General features: G+C 59.4%; 12 protein-coding genes. 3 read left to right on the top strand and 9 right to left on the bottom strand.

Translation table 11 applies throughout. From position 1 onward, the window contains the following. Positions 1–38: 38 nt before the first annotated feature. A complete protein-coding gene (gene metG / locus PSPTO_RS21495; RefSeq protein ID WP_005764864.1) occupies positions 39–2,087 on the bottom strand; it encodes a methionine--tRNA ligase in 2,049 nt (682 codons plus the stop codon). Between the two features lie 186 nt (positions 2,088–2,273). Here metG and apbC point away from each other — a divergent pair, with 186 nt between their 5' ends. Then, positions 2,274–3,368, top strand: coding sequence for an iron-sulfur cluster carrier protein ApbC (gene apbC / locus PSPTO_RS21490; protein ID WP_011104888.1), 1,095 nt, complete (start codon positions 2,274–2,276; stop codon positions 3,366–3,368). Positions 3,369–3,508: 140 nt separating this feature from the next. On the opposite strand, the gene PSPTO_RS21485 is transcribed toward apbC, so the two are convergent. After that, positions 3,509–3,718 (bottom strand): cold-shock protein, encoded by a 210-nt coding sequence (locus PSPTO_RS21485; RefSeq protein WP_002554837.1) that lies wholly within the window; start codon positions 3,716–3,718, stop codon positions 3,509–3,511. A gap of 319 nt (positions 3,719–4,037) precedes the next feature. Between PSPTO_RS21485 and dcd the strand changes: the two genes are divergently transcribed. Together dcd and PSPTO_RS21475 are read left to right on the top strand one after the other, a co-directional pair. Then, positions 4,038–4,604 (top strand): dCTP deaminase, encoded by a 567-nt coding sequence (gene dcd / locus PSPTO_RS21480; protein ID WP_003381535.1) that lies wholly within the window; start codon positions 4,038–4,040, stop codon positions 4,602–4,604. Between the two features lie 112 nt (positions 4,605–4,716). Beyond that, positions 4,717–4,935: a hypothetical protein gene (locus PSPTO_RS21475; protein WP_003381534.1), complete on the top strand. Its 219-nt coding sequence runs from the start codon at positions 4,717–4,719 to the stop codon at positions 4,933–4,935. Between the two features lie 81 nt (positions 4,936–5,016). Here PSPTO_RS21475 and pdeM read toward each other — a convergent pair whose 3' ends face one another. From pdeM to PSPTO_RS21440, 7 genes are all read right to left on the bottom strand, one after another. Beyond that, the gene (pdeM, locus tag PSPTO_RS21470; protein ID WP_005764871.1) at positions 5,017–5,673 is read right to left on the bottom strand and encodes a ligase-associated DNA damage response endonuclease PdeM; all 657 of its coding nucleotides are present in this window, start codon (positions 5,671–5,673) and stop codon (positions 5,017–5,019) included. Beyond that, positions 5,670–8,180, bottom strand: a complete 2,511-nt coding sequence (locus tag PSPTO_RS21465; RefSeq protein WP_011104887.1) for a ligase-associated DNA damage response DEXH box helicase — start codon at positions 8,178–8,180, stop codon at positions 5,670–5,672. Before PSPTO_RS21465 ends, pdeM begins: the two co-directional genes overlap by 4 nt. Before the next feature lie 377 nt (positions 8,181–8,557). Next, positions 8,558–9,322, bottom strand: coding sequence for an ABC transporter ATP-binding protein (locus PSPTO_RS21460; protein ID WP_007246637.1), 765 nt, complete (start codon positions 9,320–9,322; stop codon positions 8,558–8,560). A 9-nt stretch (positions 9,323–9,331) separates the two neighbouring features. Further along, positions 9,332–10,450 carry a succinylglutamate desuccinylase/aspartoacylase family protein gene (locus PSPTO_RS21455; RefSeq protein ID WP_005764877.1) on the bottom strand — a complete coding sequence of 373 codons (1,119 nt, stop codon included), beginning with the start codon at positions 10,448–10,450 and terminating at the stop codon, positions 9,332–9,334. 12 nt (positions 10,451–10,462) lie between these two features. Further along, entirely contained in the window at positions 10,463–11,173 is a 711-nt protein-coding gene (locus PSPTO_RS21450) for an ABC transporter permease (RefSeq protein WP_005764880.1), read from the bottom strand. Beyond that, positions 11,170–11,898 (bottom strand): ABC transporter permease, encoded by a 729-nt coding sequence (locus PSPTO_RS21445; protein ID WP_046463429.1) that lies wholly within the window; start codon positions 11,896–11,898, stop codon positions 11,170–11,172. The genes PSPTO_RS21450 and PSPTO_RS21445 overlap by 4 nt, the downstream gene beginning before the upstream one ends. 81 nt (positions 11,899–11,979) lie before the next feature. Further along, complete coding sequence (locus PSPTO_RS21440; protein ID WP_003381525.1) at positions 11,980–12,762, bottom strand: transporter substrate-binding domain-containing protein; 783 nt, start codon at positions 12,760–12,762, stop codon at positions 11,980–11,982. Positions 12,763–12,798 lie beyond the last annotated feature (36 nt).

Raw genomic sequence — 12,798 nt, 5'->3', positions numbered from 1 at the left:
ATCCGCTGTCATCGAGCGAATACCGGGCCTTTGCCTGCTTACTTGATGCGTTGGCCAGGCTTGGCACCGCTGTCCGGGCTAAGCAGGTAGATCTCTTCACCGCCAGGGCCAGCCGCCATCACCATGCCTTCCGAGATGCCGAAACGCATTTTTCGTGGCTTGAGGTTGGCGATCATCATGGTCAGACGACCTTCCAGCTTCGACGGGTCGGGATAGGCGCTCTTGATGCCGGAAAAAACATTGCGCTGCTCGTCGCCGATGTCCAGCGTCAGGCGCAACAGCTTGTCGGCGCCCTCCACGTGTTCGGCCTTGAGAATCAATGCCACGCGCAGGTCTACCGCAGCAAACGCGTCAAAGTCGATTTCCGCCGACAGTGGGTCTTTGGCCAGTTCGCCATTGCCGGCTGGAGCAGCGTCCGTCGATGTGTCGGTGGCTGTCAGGTCTTCCTTGGACGCCGCGGCCATGGCTTCTACCTTAAGTGGATCTATGCGCGTCATCAGTGCCGAAAACGGATTCAACTGATGATGGGTCAGCAAGGTCTTGTGGTCGTCCCAGGTCAGAGGCGCGACGTTGAGGAATTTCTCTGCGTCAGCGGCCAGGTTCGGCAGTACCGGCTTGAGGAAAATGACCAGTTGGCGGAACAGGTTCACGCCCAATGCGCAAACGGCCTGGACCTCATCCTGTTTGCCTTCCTGCTTGGCCAGCGCCCAAGGCGCTTTTTCTGCGATATAGGCGTTGGCACGGTCGGCCAAGGCCATGGTTTCGCGCATGGCACGGGCAAAATCGCGCGCCTCATAAGCGTCGGCGATGCTCGGTGCTGCCGCCAGGAAGGCATCGGTCAGTTCGGGAGCAGCATTGGCGTCGACCATCACACCGGCGTTGCCCTTGTGAATGAACCCGGCGCAGCGGCTGGCGATGTTGACTACCTTGCCGATCAGGTCGGAGTTGACCTTCTGCACGAAGTCCTCGAGGTTCAGGTCCAGGTCGTCTACGCCACGGCCCAGTTTGGATGCGTAGTAGTAGCGCAGGTACTCGGGCGGCAGATGATCGAGGTAGGTGCGCGCCTTGATGAAGGTGCCACGCGACTTGGACATTTTCTGGCCATTGACGGTCAGGTAGCCATGAACGTTGACGCCGGTCGGCTTGCGCAGGTCGGCTCCTTCAAGCATGGCCGGCCAGAACAGGGCGTGGAAGTTGACGATGTCCTTGCCGATGAAGTGGTAAAGCTCGGTGGTCGCGTCCTTGCCCCAGTACGCATCGAAGTCCAGGTCCGGACGACGTGCGCAGAGGTTCTTGAAGCTGGCCATGTAGCCGATCGGCGCATCGAGCCAGACGTAGAAGTATTTGCCCGGCTCGTCGGGGATTTCAAAGCCGAAATACGGCGCGTCGCGGGAGATGTCCCACTGTTGCAGGCCGCTGTCCAGCCACTCGGCGATCTTGTTGGCGACGGCGTCCTGCAACGTGCCGCTGCGCGTCCAGCTTTTCAGCATGGTGTCGAAGGCTGGCAGGTCGAAGAAGAAGTGCTTTGAATCCTTGAGTACTGGCGTGGCCCCGGAAATCGCCGATTTAGGGTCTTTCAGGTCAGTGGGGGCGTAGGTCGCGCCGCACTTTTCGCAGTTGTCGCCGTACTGGTCCACGGCCGCGCATTTCGGGCAGGTGCCTTTAATGAAGCGGTCGGCCAGGAACATTTTCTTTTCCGGGTCGAAATACTGGGTCACCGAACGCGTGGCGATATGGCCGGCATCGCGCAGACGCGTGTAGATCATGCTCGACAGCTCACGGTTTTCGTCCGAGTGCGTCGAGTGGAAATTGTCGAAGTCCACCAGGAAGTCGGCAAAGTCGGCGCTGTGTTCGGCCTTGACGTTGTCGATCAGTTGTTCCGGGGTGATGCCTTCTTTTTCTGCGCGCAGCATGATTGCCGAACCATGGGCGTCGTCCGCGCAGACATAAATGCATTGGTTGCCGCGGTGCTTCTGGAAACGCACCCACATGTCGGTCTGGATGTACTCGAGCATGTGGCCAAGGTGAACGGGACCATTGGCATAGGGCAGGGCGCTGGTAACGAGAATCTTGCGTGGCTCGGACATGGGGCTCGGCTACTTGAAGTGAAACGGAGATCGGCCACTATAAAGGTCTGAGCAATTTTTTTCACCCCGCGTGGCTGTGGGAATGCTCCTTAAAGCAGTGTCCGGCTGCGGTGAAAGCATGTCGGCTTCTGACAGAACAGGTACGATGGCCGTCTGTTTTAGTCAGCCTTTTTTCGGAGTAAGCCCATGAGCGCAGTCAATCGCGCAGCGGTGGAGACTATTCTTCGCCAGTACACCGACCCCTATCTGAATCAGGACCCGGTCAGTGCCGGATGTGTCAGGTCCATTGATATCGACGGCGCGCACGTCAGTGTGCAACTTGAACTGGGCTATGCCGCCGATCTGTTCAGGAATGGCTGGGCGCACGTGCTGAAAACGGCCATCGAAAATCTGGACGGCGTCGGTTCGGCCACCGTCGCGATCAAAAGTGTGATCAGCGCACACAAGGCTCAGAGCCAGATCCCCGGCCTTGCCAATGTGAAAAATATCGTCGCTGTTGCATCGGGCAAGGGTGGTGTCGGCAAATCTACCACCGCTGCCAACCTGGCATTGGCACTGTCTCGCGAGGGCGCTCGGGTCGGCATTCTCGATGCGGATATCTATGGGCCGAGTCAGGGTGTGATGTTTGGCATTCCCGAAGGCACGCGGCCGAAGATCAAGGAGCAGAAGTGGTTTGTGCCGATCGAGGCCCACGGTATCGAAGTAATGTCGATGGCCTTTCTGACCGATGACAACACGCCGATGGTGTGGCGCGGGCCTATGGTGTCAGGCGCGTTGCTGCAACTGGTGACGCAGACAGCCTGGAATGATCTGGACTATCTGGTGATCGACATGCCGCCCGGCACAGGCGATATCCAGCTGACGCTGGCGCAGAAGGTCCCGGTGGCCGGAGCCGTGATTGTCACCACGCCTCAGGATCTGGCGCTGCTGGACGCGAAGAAGGGTGTCGAAATGTTCCGCAAGGTCAACATTCCGGTGCTGGGCGTCGTGGAAAACATGGCGGTGCACATCTGTTCCAACTGCGGGCATGCCGAGCCCCTGTTTGGTGAGGGCGGGGGCGAGAAGCTGGCGTCGCAATATGATGTCGAGTTGCTGGCGTCACTGCCTTTGTCGATGCTGATTCGCGAGCAGGCAGATGGCGGCAAGCCAACAGCGATTGCCGAGCCGGACAGTCAGATTGCGATGGTCTATCAGGAGCTGGCGCGCTACGTCGGTGCGCGAATCGTACTGCAGGAAGCTGCAAGCCCGGCGATGCCGACCATTTCCGTCAGCGACGACTGATGGTGTAGCGGTGTTCTGACAGGGGAGGCGCAGCGGTTCGGCGTCTCTCGGTCATGCCTGATGAATGAGCAATTGCTCAAACGCCAGGCAATAAAAAACCCCGCTTTTGAGGGCGGGGTTTTTAAACTGATCAGTACAAGTTAGATAACTTGAACTTCTTCAGCTTGCATGCCTTTCTGACCGCGGGTAGCGATGAAAGAAACCTGTTGGCCTTCTTTCAGGCTTTTGAAGCCGTCGGATTGGATAGCTTTGAAGTGCACGAACAGGTCGTCACCGGATTGTGGAGTGATGAAGCCGAAGCCTTTTTCATCGTTGAACCACTTAACGGTACCAGTTTGGCGATTGGACATAGTATATCTCCTTGGACAAAGTTAACTGCGGCGTAGGAAGAGCCCTGGCCGAGACTGAGTGCAAAGAGCTGGAAAATTCATGGAGATGGTTGGATCGAAATTCAACATCGTGTAGAGATTCTCAGTGACACAAGCAACACAGTGACGCCACCTTAACCCTTTTTTCCGAACGTGCCAATGGTCTGTTGATGATTATTTCTATTCGCAGGAAATCAGCACGGTGCGTCACCCAAACTCTCTATCTGTTGTCTTTGAACCGTCGGCTCCAGCCCGGTAAGATGCCGGATATCTTTTTCAGCACGCTATTCAGGACATCGCCATGAGCATCAAATCGGACAAGTGGATTCGCCGCATGGCGCAGGAACACGGCATGATCGAGCCCTTCGTCGAGCGCCAGGTGCGTGGCGAAGGCGCCAACCGGGTGATCTCGTTCGGGGTGTCCAGCTACGGTTACGATGTGCGTTGCGCCGACGAATTCAAGGTGTTCACCAACATCAATTCGGCTACCGTCGACCCGAAAAATTTCGATGAAAAAAGTTTTGTCGATATCAAAAGCGACGTCTGCATCATCCCGCCCAATTCGTTCGCGCTGGCCCGCACCGTCGAATATTTCCGTATTCCGCGCAACGTTCTGACCATCTGTCTGGGCAAAAGCACCTACGCGCGCTGCGGCATCATCGTCAACGTCACGCCGCTCGAGCCGGAATGGGAAGGGCATGTGACACTGGAATTTTCCAACACCACCACGCTGCCAGCCAAGATCTACGCCAATGAAGGCGTGGCGCAGATGCTGTTTCTGGAGTCCGACGAGGAGTGTGAAGTTTCCTACAAGGACCGTGGCGGCAAGTACCAGGGCCAGCGTGGCGTCACCCTGCCGCGCACCTGATTTACGGGTCAGTTGATTAGTGAAATTGAATTAATACTCTATTTCGCACTCTATCTGCTCACATGCTTTCGCATAATCATTACGTGCGATGGCCTTTGATCTGGAGTGCCCTATGAAGACTCATTTTAAAATCTCTGACCAGGTTCAATCTCCACTAAACGAGATCGGGTTACTCGCCTGGTCGTTGATGGCTCATTCAGATCTCAGTCCTGAGCTGAACATGGTGGGTGGCGGGATTCCGGGCACGCCCGGTCCTGACACGCCCGAGCAGCCTATCGAGCCGGGTATACCTACCTTGCCGGATGATCCGCCACCAGCGCCTGTCGCCTGACTTATCGGTGCCAGCCTCCTGCCTCGGAGAGCTGGCGTCGGTGTGCCTGTTTCAGACAGTCATGACAAGCCACGTGCGCGGTCAGACCACCCTCCACACCGCATCGCCGCCGGTGACATAAACCGAGCTGTGCTCGACTGGCTGGATACGAAAGCCCCCCGTGAATTCGCCGAATGCCGGTAGCAGGCTGACGCGCTGGCCGAGGTAGAAGCACGCCAGCCGCAAGCTTTGCCTGCCCCGGCCGTAAAGCCTGTAAACCGGGTGAACGTGCCCTGCGAGCACGTGGAGCTCAGGGTGCGGATCGGGCTCGTGTTGCAAGGCAAATGGCCCCAGCGGCAGGGGTTCAGGTACGACGTCGATGCCCAGATATTGCGGAGGGTCGCCCGCCCGTTTGTCATGGTTGCCGCGGATCAGGGTGATGCGCAGCGTCGAACGTTCTGCCCGCCATTGTTCCAGCGCAGACAGCGTGCCTGCCGCATGGGACTCTGGAGCATGCAGAAAATCGCCCAGAAAGATCAGATGGTCACAGGGGTAGGTGTTCAGCAGGCTGTCGAGCCGACGCAGATTTTCCTGCGTCGTGCCGTGCGGCACAGGCTGGCCGAGCTTGCGATAAGCCGCGGCCTTGCCAAAGTGTGCGTCTGCGATCAGCAAAGCGCGCTCCAGGGGGTAATAAATAGCCTTGTCGGCCAACAGCCATAATTCTGCGCCCGCCAGCGTGACCGCGAGGTAAGGATTCATCGTTCAGGCTCCGGCCCTGCAGCTTTTTCCAGATCGCGGACCATGCGCGCGATGCGGTCGGCGAGTTTTTCCGAACTGAGGCTCTCACGAAAACGCTCGACCAGCAGCGGAAACGCCAGCGGCGTGGCGCGTTTTATCGCATGCAGGTCCAGCGTCCGACTGTTGATCTGGCGCAAGGTCAGCTCCAGGCGTTGCAAGTCCAGTTCCTGGCGCAACACCTCTTGTTCGGCTTGAGTCAGCAGCATGTTCTCGGCGTCGTACTGTTTGAATACTTCAAAAAACAAACCACTGGATGCCTGAAGCTGACGATTGCTCTTGGCCGCTCCCGGGTAGCCGGAAAACACCAGCCCCGAGATCCGGGCGATTTCACGAAAGCGTCGCAAGGCCAGCTCGCCCGCGTTCAGGCTGGCGATAATGTCCGCCAGTAGATCGGTTTCGCTGAAAAGATCGCCTTGCAATGCTTGCGCCCAGTCAATCTCGCTGGCACTGAGCAGCTCCAGACCATAGTCGTTGACCGCGATCGAGAAGGTCAGCGGCTGATAGCGGCTAAGGCGCCATGCCAGCAAGCTGCCCAGCCCCAGGTGCACATGGCGGCCAGCGAACGGGTAAAGAAACAGGTGCCAGCCTTCGCGGGATTTTAGCGTTTCGGCCAGCAGCGTGTCGCGTTGCGGCAGGCCCGACCATTGCTGCTGCACTTCCAGCAGCGGCTTGATGGCCTGCATTTCCGGGCTATTGAATTCACCTCGTGCGGCGGCATCGAATTGCTCTACCACGGCGTTTGCCAGCTCGCTGGACAACGGCATTCGTCCACCATTCCAGCGGGGCACGGCGGCTTTCTTGCCGGTGGCACGCTTGACGTAGGCGGTCATGTTTTCCACCCGCACCAACTCCAGCAAACGCCCGCCGAACAGAAAGCCGTCGCCGGGCTTGAGCCGGGCGATGAAGCCTTCCTCCACGCTGCCCAGCGAGCCGCCACCGCCGCCTTTTTTCCAGTATTTGAGGTTGACGGTGGCTTCACTGACGATGGTACCGACGCTCATGCGGTGCCGACGGGCCAGACGCGCATCGGGAACACGCCAGACACCGTGTTCGTCCGGTTCGGCGCGGCGGTAATCCGGGTAAGCGGTCAGCGAGTGACCGCCGTTGCGCACGAACGCCAGCGCCCATTGCCATTGGTCATCGCTGAGGTCGCGGTAGGCCCATGCGCTGCGCACTTCCACCAGCAGCTCGTCGGGCAGAAAACCGCCGCCCAGCGCCATGCTGACCAGGTGCTGCACCAGCACATCAAGTGGCTGGTGGGGGGATTCACGCGGCTCGATCATTCTGGCTGCCACGGCATCGTGGGCGGCGGCGGCTTCGACCAGTTCCAGGCTGTGGGTGGGCACCAGCGTCACGCGTGAAGGGCGGCCTGGCGCATGGCCTGAACGCCCGGCGCGTTGCATCAGGCGGGCGACGCCTTTGGGTGAGCCGATTTGCAGTACGCGTTCGACGGGCAGGAAATCCACGCCCAGGTCCAGGCTTGAGGTGCACACCACGGCCTTGAGCACACCTTCCTTCAAGGCGCGCTCGACCCAGTCACGGACTTCCCGGGCCAGCGATCCATGATGCAGGGCAATCAGCCCGGCCCAGTCGGGGCGCGCTTCGAGCAGAGCCTGATACCAGATTTCCGATTGCGCCCGGGTATTGGTGAACACCAGGCAACTGGCACTGCTGTGCACCTCGGCGACCACTTGCGGCAACATGCGCAGGCCCATGTGCCCGGCCCACGGAAAGCGCTCGATGGCAGTCGGCAACAGCGTATCGACCAGCAATTGCTTGACGATCTTGCCCTGCACGGTCACGCCGCCGTCGCCGATCAGTACCTGCTGCGCATGCTCCTGATTGCCCAGCGTTGCGGAAATACCCCACACAATCAGTTGCGGGTTCCAATGGCGCAGTCGAGCCAGAGCCAATTGCAGTTGCACGCCACGTTTGTTACCGATCAGCTCGTGCCATTCGTCCACCACGACCATTTTCAGCGTTGACAAGGCGACCTGTGCATCGGCGCGGGTCAGCAGCAGGGTCAGGCTTTCCGGTGTAGTGATCAGTGCCGAGGGCAGGCGTCGGCTCTGACGAGCGCGCTCGCTGCCGCTGGTATCGCCGGTACGCAACCCCACCGACCACGCAATATCCAGCTCGGCCAACGGCGCTTCAAGCGCACGCGCCGTATCCGCAGCCAACGCGCGCATAGGCGTGATCCACAGGACACTCAGCGGTGCAGCGGGCGGTTTGCGTTTGCGTGGCTTGTCGTCAGCGGTGAGGGTGTTGGTGTTGGTGTTGGCGTTGGCGTTGGCGAAGCGGTTGAGCGCGGCAAACCATACAGCGTAGGTCTTGCCGGAGCCGGTGCTGGCGTGCAGCAGGCCGGACTCGCCGTTCTTCACCGCCGCCCAGACTTCCTTCTGAAACGCGAACGGCTTCCAGCCTCGGGCGAGAAACCATCGTCGAGCGAAATCAGTGGGTCTGCTCATCCGTTTGCGTATGCTCTGAGTGGCGTTAAATCAGAGACAGCGAAGAAAGGGTAATAGTTTTAAATGGTTATGGGGCTCATCGTTAGACACACATCTAACTGACTATCGTGCAGCGCTATGCGTCGGCATGCCGTTCTGGACGCTCCACGTCCTCTTGACGACGCAGAGCATCGAGCACTGCATACCTACGCTGCAGCGTGCGCAACGATGATCTCAATATCGTGCGGCGCTCTGCGTCGCATGCCTTTCTGGACGCTCCGCGTCCTCTTGCCGACGTAGAGCGTCGAGCACTGCATCCCCACTGGAGCGTGGGGACGATAGTCGTGGATATTTCAGTGCCGGTTACCAAGCATTTCCGGCTTCATGCACAAAAAACGCTATTTCAGATTGCCACTCAAAAACTGCTGCAAACGCTCGCTTTTCGGGTTGTTGAGCACCTCGTCCGGGTGGCCGGACTCTTCGATCTGGCCCTGGTGCAAAAACACCACCTGGCTGGCAACCTTGCGCGCAAAGCCCATTTCGTGAGTCACCAGAATCATGGTGCGGCCTTCTTCGGCCAGGCCCTGAATGACTTTCAACACCTCGCCGACCAGCTCCGGGTCGAGTGCCGAGGTGGGTTCGTCGAACAGCATGATTTCCGGTTCCATCGCCAGCGCACGGGCAATCGCCACGCGCTGTTGCTGGCCGCCGGACAGGAACGCCGGGTACTGGTCGGCAACGCGCTCCGGCAGGCCGACCTTTTCCAGGTATTTACGTGCTCGGGCTTCGGCTTCGGCCTTGGGCACGCCCAGCACCCGGCGCGGCGCCATGGTGATATTTTCCAGTACGGTCATGTGCGCCCACAGGTTGAAGTGCTGAAACACCATCGCCAGCCGGGTACGAATGCGCTGCAGCTCATCCGGGTCGGCCACGCGCATGCCGTCCTTGTCGCTGACCATGCGTATTTGCTTGCCGTCCAGGCTCATCGCGCCATCGTTGGGCTGTTCGAGAAAGTTGATGCAGCGCAAAAACGTGCTCTTGCCCGAGCCGCTGGCGCCGATCAGGCAGATCACATCACCGCTGCTGGCCTTGAGCGATACGCCTTTGAGCACTTTGTTGTCGCCGTAGCTCTTGTGCAGGCCATCGATGGTCAGTTTGTACATGACAGGTCCTCAAGGAGAAAGTAGATAGCCGCTGCGATAGGCCTGGGTGCCGGCGATGTGCGCAATGACCATGCCTGCCGTCGCCATACGGCGCAGCGAACGGGCGTACAGCAGGCCTGCGTTCAGGGCATGGATGCAGGTCACGGCGTCGCTGATCGGGTCGATGACCTCGGCAATCAGTTGGCCGGCCTCGACGTATTCGCCAGGCATCGCGCAGAACACCAGCAGCCCGCCGGCCGGTGTGGCAACCGGTTCGACCGCTGCCAGTGGCGTCGCGGGGTAAAGCAATTCGGGGGGTGGCGATAACTCGCCGTCGATGACACCTGCGTCGATCAGGTAATGAATGATCGCCTGACAGTCGCGGCTGGCCAAGGCGTGATTCACATCGCCCTGACCGCGCAGCTCCAGGGTCACCGAGAAGCTGCCCATCGGGATCGGAAAGCGCTCGCCGAAGCGTTGCTGCAATTGCCACCAGACGAGCGTAAAGCACTCGTCAAACGACTGGCCGCCCGAGTCGGTGGCCAGCAGGCTGGCTTGCGCGCCCAGATAACGCGACAGTGGCTCGACTTTCGGCCAGGCCTGGGGCGTGGTGTACAGGTGCTCGACCGATTCAAAATCACAGTGCAGGTCCAGCACCATGTCGGCGTCGCAGGCCAGGCGCTGCAGGGTCAGGCGCAGCGAGTGTAATTGGGTGGTCACGGGCTCGGCGTTCAGCGCCGCCAACAGGCTGGCGCGCACCAAGGCGCAGTTTTGCTGGGGGTCGTCAGTCAGGCGGGCTTCGATATCATCGCCGACCTGCGCACCAAGGTCGCTGAACCAGCGATTGAAGTTCTGCCCGCTCTCCAACTCGTAACGGCCCAGCGGCGTGTCCATCAACACCTGTTCCAGGCCAATCGGGTTGGCGACCGGCACCACGACGATTTCCCCCAGCAGGCGACCGGCGTTTTCCAGTTCAGCCAGACGCTGTTTCAAGTACCAGGCGACCAGCATGCCCGGCAATTCGTCAGCGTGCAGCGAGGCCTGGATATAGACCTTGCCGGTGCCTTGCTGCGGGCCGTAATGAAAGCTGTGGATCTGCCGGCCAGTGCCTGGCACCGGCGACAGCAGGTCATGTGTGTGATGGCGCATGTTCAGTCCTGATTAATGAGCCGGGCCGAGAAAGGCCAGCCAGCGGCGTTCGGCAAGACGGAACAGCCCGACCAGAATGAACGTAACGGTCAGGTACATGACGGCGGCGATACCGAAGGACTGGAAGGTCATGAACGTCGCGGAGTTGGCATCCCGCGCCACTTTCAAGATGTCTGGCACGGTGGCGGTGAAGGCTACCGTGGTCGAGTGCAGCATCAGGATCACTTCGTTGCTGTAGTACGGCAGCGAACGGCGTAGCACTGATGGCATGATCACGTAGGCATAAAGCTTCCAGCCGGTCAGGCCGTAGGCTTTGGCCGCTTCGACTTCGCCGTGGGCCATGCTGCGGATGGCACCGGCAAAAATTTCCGTGGTGTACGCGCAGGTGTTCAGGGTGAAGGCCAAGATCGTGCAGTTCATCGCGTCGCGAAAGAACGCATCCAGCATCGGTTGCTCGCGCACGGCAGCAATGCTGTAAATGCCGGTGTAGCAAATCAGCAGCTGTATATAGAGCGGTGTGCCGCGAAACAGGTAGGTGTAGAACTGCACGGGCCAGCGCACCCAGCGATTTCTCGACACCCGCGCAATCGACAGCGGGATCGACACGCAGAAGCCGATGGCAATCGAGGCGCTGAGCAGCCACATCGTCATGGCCAGACCGGTGATATTCACGCCGTCTGTATAAAGGAAGGGTTTCCAGTATTCCTGTAACAACTCGATCATCGCTGCGCCTCCCGACTGCCTGCGGCGTAATGCCGTTCAGCCCAGCGCAGAGCGAAGTTCGAGGCGCTGGTAATCATCAGGTAGATCAAGGCTGCCAGCACCAGAAAGTAGAACAATTGATAGGTACTTTTACCGGCGTCCTGCGAGGCCTTGACCAGATCGGCCAAGCCGATGATCGACACCAGCGCGGTGGCCTTGAGCAGCACTTGCCAGTTATTGCCGATGCCCGGCAGCGCGTAACGCATCATTTGCGGGAACACGACGTAGCGGAATCGTTGGCCGCGCTTCAAGCCGTAAGCGGTTGCTGCCTCTACCTGGCCGCGAGGCACAGACAGAATCGCGCCGCGAAATGTCTCGGTGAAGTACGCCCCATAAATGAAGCCCAGGCTGATGACGCCCGCGCCGAACGGATTGATCTCGATGTATTCCCATTCCATTGCGTCGGTGAGCATGGTCAGCCAGGTTTGCAGGCTGTAGAAGATCAACAGCATCAACACCAGATCCGGAATACCACGGATCAGTGTTGTATAAATTTGCGCCGGCACGCGCAGCAGCGCCGAGCTCGACAGTTTGGCACTGGCACCGACCAGCCCGAGCAGAATGCTCAGCGCGAGGGACAGCACAGCCAGTTTGATGGTCATCCAGGTGCCTTCCAGCAGCAGCGGGCCAAAGCCCTTCAGGCTGAATGCCGAGAGTCCCAGGGTTTGCATGAGTGCATCGAGCATGGATAAGGCCTTGCGTTTAGCAACAAAAACGCCCATCGATCGGGCGGCGAATCATCGCCGAAATCGATGGGCGTCGGGGTGTTATTTGCCGCTGTACAGGTTCAGGTCGCCAAAGTGTTTTTTCTGGATTTCAGCGTAGGTGCCGTCATCGTGCATGGCCTTGATGCCTTTATCCAGCAGCGCTTTCAGCTCTTTGTTGCCCTGCGCGATACCGATGGCGGTTTTCGCTGGCAGCAGTTCGCTGTCGATAGGCTTGCTGACTTCGTAGTCGGCACCGGCTGGCGATTTCAGGAAGCCCAGTTCGGCTTGCAGCATGTCCTGGATCGAGGCGTCCAGACGACCGGAGGTCAGGTCGGCGTAAACCTGATCCTGGTTGGCGTAGGCCTTGGTGGTCACGCCGGACTTGTCCAGCACGGCCTTGGCGTAGGCTTCCTGGATGGTGCCTTGCTCGTAGCCCACGGTCTTGCCTTTCAGGCTGGCCGGGTCAGCGGTAAAGCCTGCACCTTTCTTGAACACCAGCGACGTCGGGCCGGAGAACAGCTCGTTGGAGAAGTCGATGACTTTTTCGCGAGCCGGGGTCACGGTCATCGAGGAGATCACGCCGTCGAATTTACGCGCCTTGAGGCCGGGGATCATGCCGTCGAAATCGCTTTCAACCCATTTGCAGGTGACTTTCAGCTCTTTGCAGATCGCGTTGCCCAAGTCGATATCGAAACCCACCAGGCTGCCGTCGGCGGCTTTGGATTCAAACGGTGCATAGGATGGATCGACGCCGAAGCGCAGTTCCTTGTATTCCTTGGCCATCGTATTACCGGCGGCGATGCACAGAGCCAGTGCGGAAAGAGTCAGCCATGCTTTTTTCATCGTTCAGTCCTTCAAACCTTAAATGGGGCGTTGGGA

It is taken from the genome of Pseudomonas syringae pv. tomato str. DC3000 (genome assembly GCF_000007805.1).
Taxonomy (GTDB): Bacteria; Pseudomonadota; Gammaproteobacteria; order Pseudomonadales; family Pseudomonadaceae; genus Aquipseudomonas; species Aquipseudomonas avellanae.
Note: the sequence above shows the minus strand (reverse complement) of the source record. Positions and strands in the feature narration are given on the sequence as shown.